Annotated in this window: 15 protein-coding genes, 1 tRNA gene and 1 pseudogene; 8 read left to right on the forward strand and 9 right to left on the reverse strand. The window is 67.1% G+C overall.

The window, feature by feature from the left end; genetic code table 11:
• The first annotated feature begins 9 nt into the window (after window positions 1-9).
• From KA383_01915 to KA383_01935, 5 genes are all read left to right on the forward strand, one after another.
• A complete protein-coding gene (locus tag KA383_01915) occupies window positions 10-1,191 on the forward strand; it encodes an alpha/beta hydrolase (protein ID MBP7744858.1) in 1,182 nt (393 codons plus the stop codon).
• Window positions 1,192-1,452: 261 nt separating this feature from the next.
• Window positions 1,453-3,111 carry a glutamate--tRNA ligase gene (locus KA383_01920; protein MBP7744859.1) on the forward strand — a complete coding sequence of 553 codons (1,659 nt, stop codon included), beginning with the start codon at window positions 1,453-1,455 and terminating at the stop codon, window positions 3,109-3,111.
• An 84-nt stretch (window positions 3,112-3,195) separates the two neighbouring features.
• Window positions 3,196-3,570 (forward strand): hypothetical protein, encoded by a 375-nt coding sequence (locus tag KA383_01925; GenBank protein MBP7744860.1) that lies wholly within the window; start codon window positions 3,196-3,198, stop codon window positions 3,568-3,570.
• 51 nt (window positions 3,571-3,621) lie between these two features.
• Complete coding sequence (locus KA383_01930; GenBank protein ID MBP7744861.1) at window positions 3,622-3,915, forward strand: acylphosphatase; 294 nt, start codon at window positions 3,622-3,624, stop codon at window positions 3,913-3,915.
• A 170-nt stretch (window positions 3,916-4,085) separates the two neighbouring features.
• A complete protein-coding gene (locus KA383_01935) occupies window positions 4,086-4,544 on the forward strand; it encodes a hypothetical protein (GenBank protein MBP7744862.1) in 459 nt (152 codons plus the stop codon).
• Between the two features lie 282 nt (window positions 4,545-4,826).
• Here the strand turns inward: KA383_01935 and KA383_01940 are convergent, their stop codons facing one another.
• From KA383_01940 to KA383_01965, 6 genes and pseudogenes are all read right to left on the reverse strand, one after another.
• A complete protein-coding gene (locus KA383_01940) occupies window positions 4,827-7,043 on the reverse strand; it encodes a hypothetical protein (GenBank protein ID MBP7744863.1) in 2,217 nt (738 codons plus the stop codon).
• Window positions 7,044-7,077: 34 nt separating this feature from the next.
• The gene (locus KA383_01945) at window positions 7,078-8,466 is read right to left on the reverse strand and encodes a hypothetical protein (protein ID MBP7744864.1); all 1,389 of its coding nucleotides are present in this window, start codon (window positions 8,464-8,466) and stop codon (window positions 7,078-7,080) included.
• A gap of 323 nt (window positions 8,467-8,789) precedes the next feature.
• A pseudogene (locus KA383_01950) lies at window positions 8,790-9,647 on the reverse strand (ABC transporter ATP-binding protein).
• 39 nt (window positions 9,648-9,686) lie between these two features.
• Window positions 9,687-10,958, reverse strand: a complete 1,272-nt coding sequence (locus KA383_01955; protein MBP7744865.1) for a hypothetical protein — start codon at window positions 10,956-10,958, stop codon at window positions 9,687-9,689.
• A complete protein-coding gene (locus tag KA383_01960) occupies window positions 10,955-11,890 on the reverse strand; it encodes a protease modulator HflC (protein MBP7744866.1) in 936 nt (311 codons plus the stop codon). Before KA383_01960 ends, KA383_01955 begins: the two co-directional genes overlap by 4 nt.
• 57 nt (window positions 11,891-11,947) lie before the next feature.
• Complete coding sequence (locus tag KA383_01965) at window positions 11,948-14,428, reverse strand: hypothetical protein (GenBank protein ID MBP7744867.1); 2,481 nt, start codon at window positions 14,426-14,428, stop codon at window positions 11,948-11,950.
• 146 nt (window positions 14,429-14,574) lie between these two features.
• Here KA383_01965 and KA383_01970 point away from each other — a divergent pair, with 146 nt between their 5' ends.
• On the forward strand, window positions 14,575-15,555 hold the full coding sequence (locus KA383_01970) for a hypothetical protein (protein MBP7744868.1): 981 nt from the start codon (window positions 14,575-14,577) through the stop codon (window positions 15,553-15,555).
• A gap of 110 nt (window positions 15,556-15,665) precedes the next feature.
• On the opposite strand, the gene cadA is transcribed toward KA383_01970, so the two are convergent.
• Entirely contained in the window at window positions 15,666-17,642 is a 1,977-nt protein-coding gene (gene cadA, locus KA383_01975; protein MBP7744869.1) for a cadmium-translocating P-type ATPase, read from the reverse strand.
• 301 nt (window positions 17,643-17,943) lie between these two features.
• Window positions 17,944-18,171, reverse strand: a complete 228-nt coding sequence (locus KA383_01980) for a small basic protein (protein MBP7744870.1) — start codon at window positions 18,169-18,171, stop codon at window positions 17,944-17,946.
• A 288-nt stretch (window positions 18,172-18,459) separates the two neighbouring features.
• Between KA383_01980 and rnc the strand changes: the two genes are divergently transcribed.
• Window positions 18,460-19,179, forward strand: coding sequence for a ribonuclease III (gene rnc / locus KA383_01985; GenBank protein MBP7744871.1), 720 nt, complete (start codon window positions 18,460-18,462; stop codon window positions 19,177-19,179).
• 308 nt (window positions 19,180-19,487) lie between these two features.
• Window positions 19,488-19,877: a transposase gene (locus KA383_01990; GenBank protein ID MBP7744872.1), complete on the forward strand. Its 390-nt coding sequence runs from the start codon at window positions 19,488-19,490 to the stop codon at window positions 19,875-19,877.
• Window positions 19,878-19,914: 37 nt separating this feature from the next.
• Here KA383_01990 and KA383_01995 read toward each other — a convergent pair.
• Window positions 19,915-20,001: transfer RNA gene (locus KA383_01995), tRNA-Ser, on the reverse strand.
• Window positions 20,002-20,024: the final 23 nt, after the last annotated feature.

Consider the following 20,024-nt stretch of genomic DNA (forward strand, 5'->3'; position numbering starts at 1 on the left):
GGCCATCGCATGGACTTGCGAAGTCGCACGCGCTGTCTGCTCGTAGTGTGGACGCTCTCCGCGCTCACGGGCTGCGCAACATACCCGCGGGTACCGTGCCCGCCACGTGTGACGCCAGCGCTCGGCGAAATGCGGAGCGACCATGCGGCCGTGCAACTGCTGTTCGCGACGGATCGCCGACCTACAGGAGCGAAAGAGCCGGCGCTGATGTTCGGTATCGAGCGCGCCCGCGGGCTGACGTACGGGCGAAGTGAAGTGAGCATTCCCGCCCGGCACAACGCCGGCCGCGTCGACGAAGTGGTCCTCGCCGCACACGACCCCCGCCGAAATGTCGTGTTGCTGTCCGCCCTGACGCTCGATCGGCCCGGGCGCGGCCAGGTGCCCCAGCAGTTCCTGAATGAACTGCGCGCCCGCGTGGCCCAGTCGCCGCGGCGGGAAATCTTCGTCTTCATCCACGGCTACGCGGCGACGTTCGAGAGTGCGGCCCGCACGGCGGCCCAGGTCGCACACGATGTCCGCTTCGACGGCGTGCCGATCGTCTACACGTGGCCCACGCAGGGTTCCGTGCTGAGCTACCTCGTGGACGGGGCCAACGCCGAATGGACCGTGCCGTACTTCGTCGATTTCCTGGAGCTGCTGGTCCGCGAGTCCGGAGCGGAACGCATCCACCTCATGGCCCACAGCATGGGCACGCGTGTACTGGCCAACGGACTGCGCGACTACATGGCGCGCCAAGGCCGCTTGCCGCACCTGCACCCGACGGCCGTCGATGCCGAGCCGGATTTCGACCAGATCATCTTCGCCGCCGCCGACCTGGACGCCGAGATCTTCGAGCGCGACTATGTGCCCTTCGTGCTGGCGGCGGCGCGGCGGGCGACGATCTACGTCTCGACGAACGATTGGGCGCTGGGTTTGTCAGTGCGGCTGAACGGGTACTTTCGGCTCGGGCAGGGCGATCTGCCGAACGTGGACCTGGAGGCGCTGCAACGCATCGACGTGGTCGACGTGACGGCGTTTGATCGCGACTTTCTCGGCCACTTCTACTTCAGCCAGTGCCCACGCGTGCTGGAAGACCTGGCGGGCGTGCTCGACACGCCGGCCGCTCCCCGCGCCGCGCCTCCGGCGACCACCGCAAACGACAAGACCGCCCGGCGACTGCAGCGGACGTTCTACTACCGCATGAACCCGTAGGCGCAAAGCGGAGCTTTGCGGTCCCCCGTCGCGAGGCGCAAGGTGGAGCTTTGCGGTCCCCCGTCGCGAGGCGCAAGGTGGAGCTTTGCGGTCCCCCGTCGCGAGGCGCAAGGCGGAGCTTCGCGGTCCCCCGTCGCGAGGCGCAAAGCGGAGCTTCGCGGTCCCTGATCCTGCGCGTCGAAAACCGGCTCGCGCCGCGTTACCCTACCAAGGTGCGGCGGCCCGCCCCCGTGACCCATGGCCGCCGCAGACGAGGTAATCATGAGCCAGACCGTGCGTACCCGCTTCGCGCCCTCGCCGACCGGATACCTCCACATCGGCGGCGCGCGGACGGCACTGTTCAACTACCTGTTGGCCAAACGGCTCGGCGGGAAATTCGTGCTGCGCATCGAAGACACCGACCAGACCCGCAACATCGAGGCGGCCGACCAGAAGCTGCTCGAAGACCTGCGCTGGCTCGGGCTGCACTGGGACGAGGGACCGGAGGTCGGCGGACCGCACGGGCCGTACTACCAGTCGCAGCGCCGCCACCTGTACGACGAGCACGCCCGCCGCCTGCTCGACGCCGGCCAGGCCTACTACGCCATGGAGACGCGCGAGGAGCTCGACGCCATGCGCAAGGCCGCTCAGCAGCGCGGCGAAAAGGGCTTTCGCTATCCGCGACCGGCGCGCTTCCCCTCCGAGTCCGAGGCACAAGCAGCCCGTGGCGCCGGCCGGGAGGTGGTCGTGCGGTTCAAGATGCCCGAGCGCGACTTCGTCGTGCCGGACCAAATCCTCGGCGACGTCGCGATCGGCGCGGCCGAGCTGAGCGATTTCGTCATCGTCAAGAGCGACGGCTGGCCCACGTACAATTACGCCGTCGTCGTCGACGACGCGTCGATGCAGATCACGCACGTGCTCCGCGGCCAGGAGCACCTGATGAACACGCCCGGCCAGATCGCACTGTACGAAGCCTTCGGCTACACGCCGCCCGCGTTCGCCCACCTGCCGATCATCTTCAACATGAGCGGCACGAAGATGAGCAAGCGCGAGAAGGACAAGGTGGTGCGCGACGCGGCGAAAACGGCGCAGCTCGATGATGCGCGCCTGATGACGCTGGCCGGCGTGGACGACGCCGCGCTGGTGCAGGCCTGGCGGCAGGGCGAGACGCAATTGCCGGGCGAGGCTCTGCAGCGGCTGGCCCGCGCGCTGCACGTGCATCTGCCGGAAATCGAGATCCACGATTTCCGCCGGAGCGGGTATTTGCCCGAGGTGCTGGTGAACTTTATCGCGCTGTTGGGCTGGTCGCCGGGCACCGACCAGGAAAAGTTCACGCTGGCGGAGCTGTGCGCGGCGTTTGGCGTCGAGCGCGTCGGCAAGACGAATGCGCGCTTCGATCGCGACAAGCTGTTGAACTTCAATACGACGGCGCTGGAGGCGGCGCCCATGGCGCGCAAGCTGGCGGCGTTTCGCGATTTTCTGAGCGTGAATGAGCCGGGGCCGTTGGCCGGCCTCGACGACGCGCAGCTCACGCACCTGATCGAGCTCTGCCAGGGCTTCCGCACGTTCCCCGACATCGAATACAAGTGCGGGGCGCTATTCGTGCCGGACGCGGCGGTGCGCTACGACGAGGATGCGCTCAAGAAACACCTACTGAAGGGCGAGTCGGCTGGCGTAAAGGTCCTGAAGGAAATGCAGACGCGGCTGGCGGCGCTGGACGACTGGTCACCGGCCCGGCTGGACGCTCTCATCCGCGGCTATGCCGAGGAGCATGGGCTCGGGCTTGGCAAGGTCGCGCAGCCGCTGCGGGTGGCGGTGACCGGGACGACGGTGAGCCCGCAGATTTTCGATACGCTGGCGGTGCTGGGGCGGGACCGGACACTGGCCCGTATCGCGCGCACATTGGAAATGGTGGCCGGCGCTGCGAAATCTGCTGTATAATGTGTGTAGCGGCGCATGGCTGGTTTATGGACCGCCGGGCGCGCAGGTCTGGGTGCAAAACGGGAGCGAGTGGAGGTCGTGGAGATGTCGCGGATGCGCGTGTCCGTCGGGCACCACGGCATGGCGTGGCCGGCCGTCCTCGGTGCGTTGCTGCTGCTGACCGGCTGCCAGGGCGCCGTAGTCGGCGACTGGTACCTGGTCGAGGCGATCCCCAATCGACAGACGTTCAGCATCGACCGTGCCAGCTTTCGAGCCAACGGGACGTATGCGGCGACAACGACCATCGAGGGCGTGACGACCGAGGACAAGGGCACGTACGATTTCAACGGTTTCAAGTTGCGGCTGCGGCCGGACGCCGGCGGGCAACGGGCGTACACGACGAGTGTGCAGCCGGGCCAGTTGCAGCTCACGAGCGGTAATCGGAAGGTGCTTCTGAAGAAGGGCAAGAAAGGCGTGTAGCGTCGGCCCGCGGTGACCGTACGAGTCGCGCCAGCTAGGATGGCCAGGACCATGACGACAAAGACGAGCGGCGAAACCGTACGCTGCCGGGTCGTGTATTCCGGCCGCGTGCAGGGGGTGTGTTTTCGGGCCACGACGGCGGAGCTGTCGCGCGAGGCCGCAGTGGTCGGCTACGTGCGGAACCAGCCGGACGGCACGGTGGAGCTGGAGGCCGAGGGGGCCGCGCGGGATGTGGAGGCGCTGCTCAACGCGGTGGCAACGGAGTATTCCGGCTTCATCGCGCAAGCGCAGCGCAGCGCGCTCCCGCCGCGCGGCGACGAGACCCGCTTCGAGATCCGCTACTGAACAGGGGTGCAGTACGGGTACGGAAAGGCGGTCCGGAGCCTTTGCTGCTTCCAACGTGGAGTTCCTTCAGACAGGACCCTTGCCCCATAGATCTAGGACACATCCGGCAAACGAACGGAGCGGTTTGTAACACGGTGTGTTAGGTAACAACCTGGCACTGGATCCGCCTGATGTTCACGTATGTCTTTTGGTTGGGCGTCGTCATCCTGGCGATAATACAGATTGGGCTGTGCTACTCAGATCTTTATGTCCCGCTGAACGCCGACGTGGGCCTTTATTCTAGCCCTGCCGGCGAAGGACTATTCTCGTTGTCAAGCCGCACGCATGGCGGCTTGATTGACGCGGTCACTGAATATCGCGTCCTTGAGAATGGGCTTATCGTTGGTCGGACGACACGGCGTTTCTTTGTGATTGCTCCTGCAGGCGAGGTGAAGTTGTTTGCGGATAGGCCCCAATGGCTTAAGGAGTGCGGGGCCGCGCAAGTGGAGCTGGGTCTGCCGTCACGGTTCGATGATCCCTACTATTGGATGGCACAGAAGGGGCTCATTGTCTGTGCGATCTTGTGGTTTGTTGCGGGCATCGCTGCCTGGGGCGTGAAGATCAGGTCCGCGAGAGCTCGCGAGTACTGAAAATAAATCGGGACAGTCAACGATTATCTACATCAGAATCGGCGGCTGTCGGTGTTCGCGGCGATGTTGCCACCCGGTTTGTCGCGCTGCCGAGCCAATGACACGCGGCGCCGATGTCAACGGCATGGCGACGATGCGCGGGTCACTCGCTGCCGCGCGCGGCTCGGACGGGCCGCGCGCCGGGTCCAGCTTTGGCAGTTCGGTCGATGAAGCTGCGTTGGCGCGGCCGCCGGGGCCGATTCGAGCCCGCAGGTCTGCACCACAAAACGGATGCTGCGTGGTTCAGCCGGGGGGACGGGGGAGATTCTGGACATCCGGATCCTTGGCTTCCTTGAAACGCTCCGGGTGCTGCTGGCGATACTCCTCCATGCCCTTCGGCTCCGGAAACGCCCGCGCCACGTCGAACTCCCAGAGAGCACACTCCTCCTTCAGCTGCGGGAGCAACGGATCGTAGACGGCCTGCCGCAGGTACAACGGCGCCTGCTGCCAGAGCCGGATCTTCTGCAACGTCGCGGCGGACGACAGCCGCAGCGTGTCGCCCGGCATCACCGCCGGCCGGTCGAACCAGCGCCCGAACGCGTCGATCTGCAGATCGACGAACTCCGGGATCCGCTTGCCGGCCCAGCCCGGATCGGTGCGCTTCTCGCGCATGTAGTGCTCGTGATACTCGCGCGCCGTGTTCATCAGCCGGATATAGCCGGTGACATCCCCGTCGGCCAGTTCGTTGTAGGCGCTGGTGAACCACGCATCCAGCACCAGCAGGATGTCCCGCAGCCCCGCCGCCTCGGTGGCGTCCAGGAAACTGTCCATCACGAAATCGTGCAGCGACTTCGCCACCGCGGGGTTCGGCTCGCCGCTGGGCGTCAGGGCGTAGACCGTGCGCAGATATCTGAAGTAGTGGTTCGCATCCGCGTCGCGGCCCGACATGTAGAGCAGCCGGATCGCCTCCGTCAGGAAGTTGATGTGCCCGCTGCGGTAGGTCTCGCCGGCCCCGGCGCCGGTCGTATCATCCGGATCGAACAGCGGCCCGTATCTCACGAAGGCCTGGTGCATCGACTCGATCATGTTCAGGTCGCGGCCGTAACTGAGATACGAGCGGTTGACGTCGTCGGGGTTCGGCTCGAACACCAGCCGCCCGCGCACAAACAGGTTGCGCAGGCAGAAGAAGATGATCCGCGCCGTGTTGGTCTTGTCGTTGCCGTAGCGGCTGATCGTCTCCCCGCCGGCGATCAGGCCGCGCGTCGCCCAGTACAGCCCCTGGCTGTCCACGGTCCGCCAGTCCATCGGCCCGAACTCCCGGACCAGCTCGAGCATGTCGCGTGGCTCCATCTTGTAGACTTCGCGGAGCACCTTGCGCTGCAGGAACTGCACGAGGGCCTCACCGGCGGGGTTGCGCGCCTGGACGCCGAGGATCCGGTCCAGGTCCTCCTCGCGTGCGCGCTGCTCATAACTGCCGACCGGGCGCCGCGCGACGCGGGCCAGCGTCGCACTGGGGTCCACCAGGTCGCGATACGGCTTGAAGAACGCAAACGCGAGCCCCTCGCTCCGCCAGTACTGGTCCTCGCTCAGGGGGTCGTCACTGAGATTCAGGCCGCGCTGGCGCAGGGCGGCGATCATCGCGGCCGTTTCCGGCTGCCGCCGCACCAGCTCCGCCAGCGTGTCCGGGGCGGACACCAGCGGCGCCAACTGGGCTTCCGCGGCGCGCTGGGCGATCTCGAATTCCGAGTGCTGGGGCGGCGGCGCCACCTCCCCCGGCGCGATGGCCGGCTGCTCCCGGGGCTTGAATTCCTGCCCGCGGGCGGCCAGCGCTTCGCGGCGCCGCGCCTCGTTCTGCTCGAACGTCAGCCGGCCGGCCTGCGCGAGCCGGTCCAGCTCCGTGTCGGCCTTAATCTCGTCCGCCAGCGCGCTGGTATTGAGCCCTTCCAGGGGGTCCGGGGCCGGGCCGAGCACCAGGTGCATCCGCCACGCCCAGTTGCACTTGTACGCATAGTGGTGGTCGTCCGTGGGCTCGCTCATCTTGTTGTTGAACGTCCAGGCGAGCTGCTTGTACAGGTTCACCGCGCGCGGGTTCAGCGGAATGCCATGATCCCGCAGCAGCTTCACGCCGTTATACACCCAGTTCCAGCGCTCCTGCGGCGTGAAGGTGGTGACGGAGATGTTCCAGGCCAGGTTCCAGGCGGCGTTCTCCCAGACGGACGGGAAGTGCGGCTGCAGCGCGCAAATCCACTCATGAAGCTGCATCGCGTCGTAGTAGCGGCCCTGCTCCTTGAGCGCGTCCGCCCGGATGAACGCGACGTCGGCGATCAGGCCGCGAAACGCCCCGAACGCCTGGATGTAGAACACGTACGCGGGCGGCGTGTTCGCCACCGGCGATTCCGACCCCATGATGTTGAGCTGCGTGCGCCCGCGGTTGATCGTCGCGATGCGCGTGGACGCGAGCGCCACGAGGCCGGCCCCGCAGACGAGCGCGATGAGCTGAATTGTCCGGGGTCGAAACATGCACACGCACCCTGCGGCCGCCGCCACCGGGGCCTTACACCGTGACCTCCGCGACCTCGCGGCGCTGGAAGATCAGCCAGCCGGGCAGCAGCAACAGCAGCCCGCCATACAGAACTGTATGCGCGCTGCATGCGCCCAGCACGCCCAGCGAGATATACTCACCGTCCACCAGGTACTGCGCTCCGTTGTAGCGCACAAAATCCGGGAACGCCGCCCGCAGGAACGGCACCAGAAACGCACGCACGGATGGTCCCCAGGCGCCGTACGGGTCCGTGCCCGGCATAATGACCTCCATGTTGGCCCCGATCGACTCCATCACGAACGGGAGCAACAGGCAGATCACGTAGAACGCGCTCGTGCACAGGCACGCCACCGGGAACGACACGAACACGCCGAAGAACAGGCCGACCGCGCTCAGCAGCAGCAACTGGCACATGATCATGCCGAGGGCTTTGCTGAAATTGACCTCGAAGCTGCCGACCTTGTACAGCACCTGCAGCGAATCCTCGCCCTCGAAGTAGACCGAGGTGTTGACCTGCGGCGGATACGGGTTGACGACCTGGAGCACCAGCTCGCCGTTGCGCACGACCGGCCCGGCGCGGACCAGGAACTGGTGCAGATCGCTGGAGTGTTCATCGGTCTCCCGCTGCGCCAGCGGCACCCCGGTCACCGGGTCGTGGATCACCCACCCGATCCGCACGTTTTCGCCCGGCGGCAGCGGCAGGCCCCGCGCCTTGTAGCGGATCTGGAGCACGGTGTCCTCGCGTTCCGGCGCCGTGAGGTTCTTGAACTGGTAGAAGCGGTAGCCCCCCGGCTCGATGGTCCGCCACTGGCTGAGGAGCTCGGTGATGCGCGCATGCCGCGCGGCCGCTTCGCCGCTCTTGTCCAGGCCGCCCGAACGCAGGCGCTCCTGAATCTCCTTGGTAACCTGCTCGTCGATCTCGGCCAGCGGCACGACCGGCTTGGACGCGACCCGCGCGGTCCAGACCACGTCGCGGACCTGGAGCCGGTCGCGCTCGAACTGCTCCGGCCGCGCCGCGATGAACCGCGCGAAGCCGTAGATCGCCCCGCCGGCCAGCACCACGATCAGCACGTTGAGCAGGTTCACGCCCAGCCACTTGCCGACCAGGATCTGAAACCGCGCGACCGGCTTGGTGACCACCAGGTGCAGCGAGCGTTCCTTGATCTCGTTGGTGAGCGTCGCACAGGAAAAGAACACCGTCGCCAGGCTCAACAGCGCGCTCAACGCCCCCAGCGAGTAGGCCAGGAAATTCTGCAGCCGCCCCGTCAGCGTGTCGTCGCCGCGCAGCGCGAACGGCATGCGCAGCACCAAAAACACCAGCACGACCAGGAACACGAGCACGATGCGCATGCGAACACCTTCGGCAAACGTCAGCCGGGCGATCGCCAGGACGCGCCTCATGTCCGCTCCTGCCGTTGCTCATCCCCGCCGGCCAGCTCGTCGAGCAGCCCGCGATCCACGTCGTCCAGCGCCGGCGGCGCGGCGGGCGTCGGCTCCCCGGCGGCCGGCGGCGGTGGCGCCGCGCGCGGTCCCGCAACCAGGTCGCCGAGCACGCCGGTATCCACCCCGGCCGGTTCCGGCTCGCGCGCCCGCGGCGCGGGCGCGGCCGGCGCCGGCACGGGCTCCGTTCGCAGCAGCGACTCGATGACCGCCTTGCCTTCCTGCTCGGCCCCGAGGAAACCCGCAATCTCGCCCGCCGGCGCGCTGCCCGCGGTCTCCATGTGCTGCTCGCGCGCCCGCTCCACGATGCGCAGGAAGAGCGCTTCCAGCCGGTCGCGCGGCGTCGAGATCTCCAGCTTCTTGCCCGCCCGCTGCTCGACCAGCCGCGTCAGCTCCGCCAGCGTGTCCTGATCGAGCCGTTCACACGTCATCTGCAGCATGTCCCGGCGGCTGAGAATGTCCTCCAGCCGCCCGGTCTCCTGGGCCCGCCCACCGTACAGGATCGTCACGCGGTCGCAGACTTCCTCCACGTCCGCGAGCAGGTGGCTCGAGAGCAGAATCGTCTTCTGGTACACGCGGCCCAACCGCAGAATGATGTCCTTCACCAGCTTCGAGCCGATCGGGTCGAGACCGCTGGTCGGCTCGTCCAGGATCAGCAGGTCGGGATCGTTGATCAGCGCCTGCGCCAGCCCGATCCGCCGGGCCATGCCTTTCGAGTACTCGCCCACCGGCCGGCGGGCCGCCGAGCGCAGCCCGACCATTTCGAGCAATTCCTCCGTGCGGCGGCGGCGGTCGCGGCGGTCGAGCCGGAAAAGCGTGCCGTAATAGTCGAGCGTCTCGCGCGCGTTCAGGAAACGGTAGAGGTACGACTCCTCGGGCAGGTAGCCGATGCGGGTCTTGGTGCGCACGTCATCCGGCGGGCGGCCGAAAACGGTGATGCGGCCGCGCGTGGGATAGAGCAGGCCGAGCAGCATCTTGATGGTCGTGCTCTTGCCGGAGCCGTTGGGGCCGAGCAGGCCGAAGACCTCGCCGGGGTAGATCTCCAGGTCGAAGTCGCTGACCGCGCGGACGCGCGCCCGGCGCCAGAAGTCCTTGAAGACCTTGGTCAGGCCGATGGCCTTGATGACGGGTGGCGTACTCACGGTGTTCCTCACACGGGTGGTGGGCCGCGCGGGCCCGCGTCACTGCCGCTTCAGAGCGCGCTGCTCCTGGAGTTCGAGCTGCCGCTGCACGTCGCTCTTCACGTGGATTTCGAGTTCGCGCGTCTCCGGAACGAAGATGATCTCGTTCTCGGGGCGCCCCAGCAGGTCGGCCCGCATCTGCGCCCAGCGATCCAGCAGCGTGATACGCGGCTGCACCGCCCGCTGGGCAAGGTAGTCGGTAAACTCCTTGAACTCGCTGCGCAAGCTCTCGTTGACCCGGTCGGCCCGGGCCACGGCCTCGCTCAACTTGACGGCCACCTGCCCGGCACCATTCCGGCGGGCCGCATCCAGCACGGCGTTGATCTCCGCCAACTGCACCTGCAGCTCCGTGTCACTTGCCCCGGCCAACTGCGCGTCGCCGTAGCGCGTAATCTTCTCCAGCAATTCCGGGTACTTGTCGCCGGCGGCCTGGTTGAGGACCTGGGTGGCCTCCTCCTCGGCACGTTCCTGGAGGCTCAGCCGCTCGTTCTCGGCCCGCACGACGTCCACGAACGCCTCGCGTACAGCACCGGGCTCGATCGTGTTGGCGACCACTTGCACGACCTGCACGCCGGTGTTCAGGTTGTCCAGCGACTGCTGCAGCCGGCGCTGCACGCTCTGGCGGACGTCATCGAGGGCGGTGCGCGTGACCTGCTCGATCGTGCGCCCCGCGACCTCGCGGATCACCGCGGTCTCGGTCAGGCGCTTCAGCAGGGGGGTGAAGTCCGCGGGCCGCTCGCCGACGTGCTGCACGAAGAGCGCGGCGTCATCGATGCGATATTGCACCTCCCAGCGCCCGTGCGAGAGGTTGCGGTCGCCGGTCAGCATGGCCCCGTCCGTGCCGGGGTTCAGCTCGCCGGACAGGCGGACGATTGCTGCGAGGTCCTTCGTCGTGGCCGCCTCTTCATGGCTGAACAGGAACGTCGTAATCGTCTCTTCCAGGACCTGCCCGGTGATGACGTACTTGCGGTCGAACGGATCGGGCAGCGCGAGGTGCCAGCCCTGGGCGAAGATCGGGGTGCGGCCGCGTTCGCTGTCGGTGAGCCGCAGCTCACCGAACCGCGCCACGAGGCCCTGCTCGCCCGGCTGCACGCGAAACAGGCCCGACAGGATGTACAGCACCACCAGGACGACCATCAGCACGCGCAGGATGTTGAAGCTGGCGCGCAGCGCGCGGACCAGCGACTCCTGCGCGGGATCACTGGGGCGCGGCGCGGGCAGACCGGTCGGCTCGGGGCCGTGTACATGCGCGTGGGTCGGATCGCTGCTCATTGCCCCGGCCTCCCGTCCGTCGGCTGGCTGGTCGCCGCCACCGGCGGCCGCACGAACGGCTCAAATAGCGGCGAGCGTTCATCCAGGAAGAACGTGGTTTTCTGCGCCAGCGATTGCTTGAGCGCGTCCAGCCAGCGCAGCCACTCGAAGAACTCGCGGTCCTCGGGCGCGATCATGGCCAGGATACGCGTGCTGGCCTGGATGCCGGCCGACTCGATCTCCTTCGCCCGCCGGTCGGCAAACGCGAGGATCTGCATGGCGCTGGCCTCGGCGCGGGCCTTGATGCCTTCGGCGCGCGACTTGCCTTCCTGGCGGTAGCGGGCGGCAAGCTTGTTGCGCTCCTGTCGCATGCTCTCGAAGACCTGCTGCGTCGCCTCCTTGGGCAGCGAGATACGCTGGAAGCCGATCTGGGTCACATCAATGCCGTAATCGGCCAGCAATTCCGCCCGGGCCCCGTCCAGCATCTGCTGGAGCAGCCGCGTGTAGCTCGCTTCCTTCTGCTGCTGGTCCAGGTTCACGAAGTCGGCCAGCGTGCTTTGTCCGATGACCGCGGCCTGCGACTGGGCCAGCCGCGGGCGCATGCGGTTCTCCGCCTCCTTGACCGTCCGGACCCGCGTGTAAAACTTCAACGGGTCCGCAATCGTCCACACGGCGTAGGACCCGACGATCAGGTTCTTGCCGTCGACCGTCTTGATCTCCGTCTCCGGCGTGTCCAGCGTGCGCAGCCGGATGTCGTAGGTCTCGATCGAGTCGATCAGCGGCCAGCGGAACTTCAGGCCGGGCTCGCGGATGATGCTGTTCTCATCCGCTTTCCCCAGCCGAACCTTCACCGCCACCTCACTGAAATTCACCTGATACGTGCAGGCGAAGAACACGAGGATGCCCACCACCAGGAGGGCGATGAACAGGTTGAACAGTGATTGCTTGCTCATGATGGCTCCTCGCGGCGCTCCGCCGCACCCGCGGCGGGAGCCGTTCGTACCTCGAATCTAGCGCTTGCGGTCCGGAGCGATGTCCTGCGGCTGCAACTGCGGCTGATCTTCTGAGATAAAACGCACGCGCACGGTCCGACCGCCGGGGTCGAACGCCAGGAAATACTTCCGGGCATCCTTCAGCCCGTTTACGAGCACCTCCGCCAGCCGCCGGGTCTTGTAGACGCTCGGGGCCGTGTAGTACGCGGTGCGCTCGTTCTGCAGCTCGATGACGTCCCGCGCGGCCGTCATCTCCTTCGTCCAGCGCGCGGCCAGCGCCTTGGCCAGCGCCACGGCCGCCTCGCCTTCCAGACGTGCCAGCGTGAAGTCCTGCGCCAGCTGCTCTTCCCAGTAGTCCCGCGCCAGGCGCGCCTCGGTCGCCCGCAGCAGGGCCGCCGCCAGCTCGGGCGACAGCCGGGTCGCCGCTTCGCTGCGCACCGGCGCGACCGCCGCCTCCAGCGCCGCGGCCGCCGCCTGCTCGTCCCGTGCCGCCTGCGTTACCGCCACGGCCGCCGCGCGCCGTTCTTCCAGCGTGCGCCCCAGCCCCAGCTCGAAATCCTGCTCAATCTCGCGCTGCCGCTCGAGGGCCTGCGCGTGCTGCGCCACGGCGGCAATGTGCGCCTCGAACAGCCCGGCCTGCGCTTTCAGCCGCTCGACGTAGTGCGCCACCACGGCCGGGTCCCCCCGACCCAGCTTCTGTTCGGCTTCGTTGACGGTCTCGCTTGCCTGGCGGTTCCGCTCGACCGCGTTGGACAGCCGGCGGGCCCGCTGCGCGTCGCCGGCCACTTTCGACAGGCGCTCGTTTTCCGTCACGAGCGCCGTGCGCACGTCCGCCACGCTCTGCTGCTGGGCCGTCACCACGCCGCGATACGCTTCCGCAACGGCCTTCTCTGGATGCACATTCGTCACCCCGACGTAGACGACCGCGAGACCCAGCTCGCGCACCCGCCGGTCGATCCGCTCACGCAGGATCCTGCCGATCTCGCTGAGCTCGCGGCCCAGCAAGCCGTCCACCGTCGTGCCCGCCGCAAAGCTGCTCACCTCCTCCCAGGCCATGTCGCGCAGGGTCTGGTCCGGGTTCACCATCCGTTGCGTGAACTCGGCCAGCCGCTCGGCCTGGATCCGGTATTGCACGGCCACATCCATGCGCACCAGGTTGACCGGCGAATCCTTAGCGCCGGTCGGCGTTTCCGCGACCGGCTGCGTCGCGGGCACCTCGCCGTCCAGCAGCGACCGCGGCGGCGGACAGGTCAGGAAATCGAAATGCGTCTGGCCGAGGTGCTTCTCGTCGGTCCAGAGCTGGACGGTCATCGCGTCGGTGTAATCCGGCTCCCCCGCGAGCAACTGAAAGCCGACGTTGATCTGGTGCAGTTGCCCGGTGTTGTACGCTCGCGTCCGATCGATCGGCCACGGCAACTTGAAATGCAGGCCCGGCTGATAGGGCGCCTCAGCATTCAGTTGCCGCCCCCAGCGCTCGATGATCACGTGCTCGTAGGGCTGCACGATCACGATGCACGTCAGCAGCCATAGCGCCACCGCCCCCACCAGCGCCATCGGCACGAAGGTCCGCTGCAGAAGCTGGTAGAACCAGGTCTGCGAAACCTGGAAACCGAACTGGTAGTTGATGGCGTCCGCGATGGACGACGCGATCCCGCCCGGCTCCGCGAACAGCCCCAGCAGCCGGCTGTCGAAGCACGCCCGCGGCTCCACGCCCGGCGCCCGCGGACGATAGATATCGAGCACGAAGTTGATGAGCGTCTCGAACGCCAACACCACCATCAGGCTCGGAATCACGTACGCCAGCACGTGCTCCCAGGCGGCGACGCCCGCGTACAGCTGCACGCCCAGGCACACCAGCAGCGCCATCGTTACCAGGGCGTTGCCCAGCATGTACGAACCGCAGCCGCGCAGGAGCTGCCACTCACGGACCCGCCCCATGCCGGAGGCATAGCGCGAGAACAGAAATACGCCCAGCATCACCACCGCGAGAATGACCAGCGCGATCGGGATGTTGACGACCGTCGGCCAGCCCTCGCCGCCGATGGTCAGCCCGGGCGCCCGGACCCCGCCCACGACCCGCCCCACTGCCAGCTTCCGCCAGATCAGGATCCCCATCACTGCCAGGTACAGGGCCGACACCAGCCCGAAGACCGGTACCAGCCAGCGCTGCATCCACTGCAGGCGCGCCTCCGCCACGCGGAACCCCAGCCCGGCTGCGCCTTCCGCGCCAAACAGGGCCTCGCCGCCGCCCGTGGCCTGACGCTCGCGGCGCAGCTCCTCGAGATCGAGGGCTTCGAGCGCCGCCAGCTCCCGCTGCCGAAAAACCAGCAGCGCGACGAACCAGAGCGGCACGCCACCGAGCAGGTACCACGCCACCTGGTACGTGGCCACGGAGTGAGTCGTCAGCGCCAGCGCCAGCACGCCGCCCGTGGCGACAAGCTGGATGACGAGGCCGCCCAGACTGGCCCGGCGGCTACGGGTATGCAGGGTCTCGGTCACGACGCACCTCTGTGAAAGACCAGCGAACCGGCCCGCGCGCCGGGCGTAACGTTCCTTGTTCGGCGGCGCAAAGCCGGGCATAATGGCGGACGCGCGGGCCGCAGGTAAGCGGTCCGGCCGCCAGTCGTTGCGAACCGGTGCTCAACTTGGCCAAGCTCCTCGCCATCGCCCAGAATACGTTCATCGAGACGATCCGCCAGCCGATCTACGGCGTGCTGATGTGGGTCGCCGCCGGGCTGCTCATGCTGAACCCGAGCCTGGCCGGCTTCTCGCTCGAAAACAATGAGGGCGACATCAAGATCGTCAAGGACGTGGGCCTGGCCACGCTGTTGCTGTACGGGCTGCTGGCCAGCGTCTTCAGCGCCACCAGCGTCATCACGCGGGAAATCGAATCGCACACGGTGCTGACCGTCGTCTCCAAGCCGGTCCCCCGCCCGCTCTTCCTGCTTGGCAAGTATCTCGGCGTATGCGCGGCCGTGCTGGTCGGCTACTACTTCCTCTGCCTGGTGTTCCTGATGACCGTCCGGCACGGCACGATGGCTATGGCCTCCGACCCGTTCGACATGCCCGTGCTGTTGTTCTCCGGTCTGGCGATCTTCATCAGCCTGGTCGCCGCCACGTTCGGCAATTACGTCTACGGCTGGCACTTCCCGGCAGCCCTCACCGCGTGGGTCGTGTCGCTCGGCACCGTCGCACTCGTCGCCGTCCTGTTCATCTCGAAGAAATGGGAGCCGCAATCCCCCGGTACCGATTTCGGCGACATGCAGATGGTCTACGCGATTGCGCTGACCTTCTGCGGCGTGCTGATCCTGACGGCCTTTGCCGTCACGCTGGCCACACGCTTCAGCCAGGTGATGACCCTCTTCTTCTGTGCCGTGGTCTACGTCCTGGGCCTGTTGTCCGACCACTTCCTCGGCCAGCCCGCCATGGCCGGCACGGCGTGGGTCTACACGGTCCTCTACGCCATCGTCCCGAACTTCCAGTTCTTCTGGGCCGGCGACGCGCTGACGCAGCAGCAGATCATCCCCGCGACCCAGGTAGCCCAAGTCGCCGCCTACGCCGCGCTCTACTCGCTCGGCGTACTGGGCCTGGGCGTCACCCTGTTTGAAACCCGCGAAGTCGGCTGACGCACGGTCCGGAAATTCGCGCCATGCCGCGGTTCGGCGGGCCCCGGCCACACCTGTCGCCGCCAGAACCACGCCGTCGGATGTCAGTGCTGGTGGAAAGCGGTTCGTCATCAGACCGGTTGCAGAGCGACCTTGCCAGGCGCGGCCGACTCCGGCGCGACCCGCGCCGCCGGCCGGTGCGACTCGATGTGCTCGCCGAAGCGCACCATGCGAGCGCTGTTGAACACCACAATCGCCGACGAGAACGTGTGCAGGAACGCCGCCAGCATCGGGTGCACACTCCCGAACACGATCAAGACCTCGACCGCGATGATGAACGTCACGCCGAAGATCAGGTTCTGCCAGACGACCTTCGTCGTCGCCCGCGACAGGCTCACCATGAACGGTAGCCGCCGCAGATCGTTGCTCATCAGCGCCACGCTGGCGCTGTTCATCGCCACGTCACTGCCGGCCGCGCCCATCGCCACGCCCAGGTTGCCCGCGGCCAGGGCCGGCGCGTCGTTCACGCCGTCGCCCACCACCGCCACCGTGTGCCCCTTGCGCTTCAGCGCGTCCACCAGCGCCAGCTTGTCCTGCGGCAAGACCTCGGCCTGCACGTCCGAGCAGCCCATCTCCCCGGCCACCCGCCGCGCCACCGACCACCGGTCACCCGTCACCATGATCAGGTCACGAATACCCAGTTGCCGCAGCTCGTCCATCGCCAGCTTCGCCTCCGGCCGCGTGCGATCCTCCAGCCCGACCCAGCCCAGGCAACGATGGCCACGCACCACGTACAGCGTGCTCAGGCCCTCCGGCTCCGCGTATTTCTCATCCTGCAGCGGCGTCAGATCCACGCCCGCCTGCTGAATCCAGGTCCGGCGGCCAACCTGCACCGTCTGCCCCCCGAGCTGGGCCTTGACACCCTTGCCCGACACTTCCTCGAACCCGGTCGCTTCATCGAGCGGCACACGCGCCTTTTCGGCCACTGCGACGATCGCCCGAGCCACCGGGTGCCGGCTGAGCCGCTCCACCGACGCCGCGGTCCGCAGCAGTTCCGCCGCGTCCACGCCCGGCGCCGGCATGAGGCGGGTGACCGCGAGCTCGCCCGTCGTCAGCGTGCCGGTCTTGTCAAACACGACCGCCGTGAGCTTGCGGGCCCACTCAAGGTTGCTGACGTCCTTGATGTACACGCCGAGCCGGGCGGCGGCGGACAGCGCCGCCACGATCGCCGTCGGCGTGGCAAGAATCAGCGCACACGGACAGGCAATGACCAGCAGGGCGATCGTCTTGTTCATGTCCTGCGTGAAGAACCAGACGACACCGGCGATCATCAGCGTGACCGGCGTGTACCACGAGGCATACTGGTCGATCAACCGCATCAGCGGGATCTTCGTCCGCTCCGCCTCGAGAATCAGGTCCTGCACGCGGCCCAGCGTCGTGTCGTGCCCAACCTTGGTCACCTTGATCTTCAGTGCGCCGGTCACGTTGTTCGTGCCGCCGTAAACCTCATCGCCGGACACTTTTTCCGCGGGCAGCGACTCGCCGGTGATGTTCGCTTCATTGATCGTGGAGTGCCCCTCGACGATCTGACCATCCGCGGGAACGTTGTCGCCCGGAAGCACCACGACGGTGTCGCCGGGCCGCAGGTTATGGGCTTCGACCTCTTCCTGACGGCCATCCGCCAGCAGCCGGCGGGCCTTGGTCGGCGTCAAGCGCACCAGGCCCTCGATCGCTGCCCGCGCCCCCAGCGCGGTGCGCGTCTCGATGAGCATGCTCAGAAGCAGGAAGAAGGCGACGACGCCCGCAGTCTGGTACTCCTCTTTGGCCATGGCGGCCAGGATTGCCAAGGCGACCAGCTCGTCCATGTGCAGGTGGCCGGTCAGGAGCGCCTTCAGTGCGTGCCACCAGAGCGGGATGGCCAAAAGCAGGGCACCGACCAGGGCCAGCGCGTTGCTGTAGAATTTGGCGCTCTGTCCACCACCCGGCGAACTGAACATCCAGCCCGCCACGAAGGAGGCGAGCACGAGCACGCCGCCCAGGAGCGTTGCAATGAGCTTGACTGTCGCGCGCCAGGTTTCCGACTTGACCGACAGATGATCGTGCCTCATATCTCACCGTCGCCGCAGAGGTTAAGACTGCGGCTCAGAATCCGCCACCACCCAAGCGCAGCACGAGATGTGTGAATGTAAGCACGAGCGGCGCCATGTCAACGTGGTGCCGGGAGCGCACCAGTGGTACTCACCAGTACTTACGAATACGCCGGTCGCGTCTGGCCGGTTCGCGCCGTCCGGCCCAAGCGGAACTTCCGGTCATCGATCGCTGGTTGCCCGCGCGTTCCGCGACCGCAGCCGGTGCGACGTGGCCGCGGAGACCAGCCGGCCGCGCCCCGACCCTGCCACCCACGCCCGGCTACGTCGGCTTCGGTGCCTCTTCGGCCGCACCCTCGGCACCCTCCACCTTGGCCTTTTTCTTGGTGGTCTTGGCCTTCCGGTGGGCAATCTTGGGCAGGCCGAGCACGCTCTGCTCCTCAAGCCACTTTTCTTCATCCTTGAGCCGGGCCACCCGCTCGGCCCGGGTCAGCACATTCCGGTGGCGTTCCAGCGAGCTCTTCGTGCGCAGCGAACGATCGATCGACATCGGGGGTCTCCACGGATACAGACCCGTAAGGATAGCGGCCCGGAGCACCCGGGGCAACCCCGCCGGCGACCGGTTCCCGGCCCGCCGACCATCCCATAACTGCGCCCCGAATCACCGTGCGCGGTAGCGCTCCCCAATCCCGCCGATACCTGCTATACTGTGCGTGAAGTCCACGTGCCCGCCGACGGGGCGGGCACGGCAGTTCGTCGCACCGACCACCGGCCGATGACGCAACGCGCCCCACCGCGGGGCGCCTTGCGTCCTCGGCTTGTGCCGAGGAACCTGCTGATGCCATCTCAACGTGTTCTCGAAGCCTGCCAGGAACGTATGGGCTACCGCTTCGTCGACCCCAACCTCCTGCGTCTCGCTCTGCACCACGCCTCCTCCGCGAACCATCGCCGCGACAGCAACGAGCGCATGGAGTTCCTGGGCGACGCCGTCCTGGGCCTCGTCGTCTGCCAGGCCCTCTATGAGCAGCTCCCGGAAGCCCTCGAAGGCGATATGACCAAGATCAAGTCCGCCGTCGTTTCCCGCCGGACGTGTGCCCGCGTGGCCCGCGATCTGCACCTGACCGAGGGGCTCGTGCTGGGCCAGGGAATGGACAACGGCGACCAACTGCCAAGCTCGCTGGCGGCCGGCACGCTGGAGGCGGTGATCGCGGCGATCTACCTGGACGGCGGCCTGGAGCCGGCTCGGACGTTCATTCTGCGCCACATGGACGCTGAGCTGCGGGAAGTGATCGACTCGCAGCACCAGTTCAACTTCAAGTCGCATCTGCAGCAGTGGGCCCAGCGCCAATTGAGCGCGACACCCACGTACGAGCTGCTGGACGAGAAGGGGCCGGACCATTCCAAGTGCTTCGAGATCGCGGTGACGATCGCCGGCCGGCAATTCCCGAGCGCCTGGGGCCCGAACAAGAAGGAGGCGGAACAAAAGGCCGCCCGCCTCGCCCTCATCTCGGTCGGCGAACTCCCCGAAGGCCCCTACGAAGACGCCGCCCGCTGCTGAGGCCGGATTGAACCAGACCGGGGCTGGCGCCACGAAAGCGAGCTCCGGCGGTATTTCGATCAACATTAGGGTCTGAATAGGGCTTACTGCAGCCGTACGTAGTACGCCCGGTGGCAACCAGCGCCGGGGAGCTGGATGACGCACGCGACTGGCCCGAATCCCTCGATAGCACCGATATTGCTCAGGGGGTAGTCGATGAGGCGGAAGGAGCTTCGAGTGAACTGCCCCCCTGAAATGAGTCCAGGTGGAATGTTAGGATGACGGTGCTTGGTGCACCGGTTCACCGGGACTCGGCAAGGAGGTCGGGTATGCGGACGGGCAGGCACACGGCAGAGCAGATCGTGGCCAAGCTACGGCAGGCAGAAGTCGAGCTGGCCAGGGGCCAGTCGATCGCCCAAATAAGCAAGCATTGGGGCATCACGGAGCAGACCTACTACCGCTGGCGGAAGGAGTTTGGCGGCCTGCGGCTGGACCAGGCCAAGCGGCTCAAGCAGTTGGAGCAGGAGAACACCCGGCTGAAGAAGGTCGTGGCTGATCTGACGCTGGATATGCGCCGCTTTACGACGGGCACGCCGCAGGGCGAGGTCGCGCCGCAACCGACCGCAACCGGGAATGTTGGGGGAACTGTGGGGGAGGAGGATGCAGGGCAGTCACGGACCGACGGTCAGCGTCGGTCGCAAACCCCGCCGGCGGCGTGAGTTGCCGCCGGCATTACGGAGATCAGAGATGAAAGAACGGAGAGGGGGGGATTCGAACCCCCGGTACGGTTGCCCGCACACCGGTTTTCGAAACCGGCCCGATCGGCCACTCCGGCACCTCTCCGGCCTTGCCACGCCCCGGGCTGC

It is taken from the genome of Phycisphaerae bacterium (assembly GCA_017999985.1).
In the GTDB taxonomy this organism is placed as follows: Bacteria; Planctomycetota; Phycisphaerae; order UBA1845; family Fen-1342; genus JAGNKU01.

Bases quoted from the DNA above. Each gene is read 5' to 3' on its own strand.
- cadA (MBP7744869.1), bottom strand. From the start codon at position 17,642: ATGAGGCACGATCATCTGTCGGTCAAGTCGGAAACCTGGCGCGCGACA.
- KA383_01915 (MBP7744858.1), top strand. From the start codon at position 10: ATGGACTTGCGAAGTCGCACGCGCTGTCTGCTCGTAGTGTGGACGCTC.
- KA383_01990 (MBP7744872.1), top strand. From the start codon at position 19,488: ATGCGGACGGGCAGGCACACGGCAGAGCAGATCGTGGCCAAGCTACGG.
- KA383_01930 (MBP7744861.1), top strand. From the start codon at position 3,622: ATGACGACAAAGACGAGCGGCGAAACCGTACGCTGCCGGGTCGTGTAT.
- KA383_01980 (MBP7744870.1), bottom strand. From the start codon at position 18,171: ATGTCGATCGATCGTTCGCTGCGCACGAAGAGCTCGCTGGAACGCCAC.
- rnc (MBP7744871.1), top strand. From the start codon at position 18,460: ATGCCATCTCAACGTGTTCTCGAAGCCTGCCAGGAACGTATGGGCTAC.
- KA383_01955 (MBP7744865.1), bottom strand. From the start codon at position 10,958: ATGAGCAGCGATCCGACCCACGCGCATGTACACGGCCCCGAGCCGACC.
- KA383_01925 (MBP7744860.1), top strand. From the start codon at position 3,196: ATGTCGCGGATGCGCGTGTCCGTCGGGCACCACGGCATGGCGTGGCCG.
- KA383_01940 (MBP7744863.1), bottom strand. From the start codon at position 7,043: ATGTTTCGACCCCGGACAATTCAGCTCATCGCGCTCGTCTGCGGGGCC.
- KA383_01945 (MBP7744864.1), bottom strand. From the start codon at position 8,466: ATGAGGCGCGTCCTGGCGATCGCCCGGCTGACGTTTGCCGAAGGTGTT.
- KA383_01960 (MBP7744866.1), bottom strand. From the start codon at position 11,890: ATGAGCAAGCAATCACTGTTCAACCTGTTCATCGCCCTCCTGGTGGTG.
- KA383_01935 (MBP7744862.1), top strand. From the start codon at position 4,086: ATGTTCACGTATGTCTTTTGGTTGGGCGTCGTCATCCTGGCGATAATA.
- KA383_01920 (MBP7744859.1), top strand. From the start codon at position 1,453: ATGAGCCAGACCGTGCGTACCCGCTTCGCGCCCTCGCCGACCGGATAC.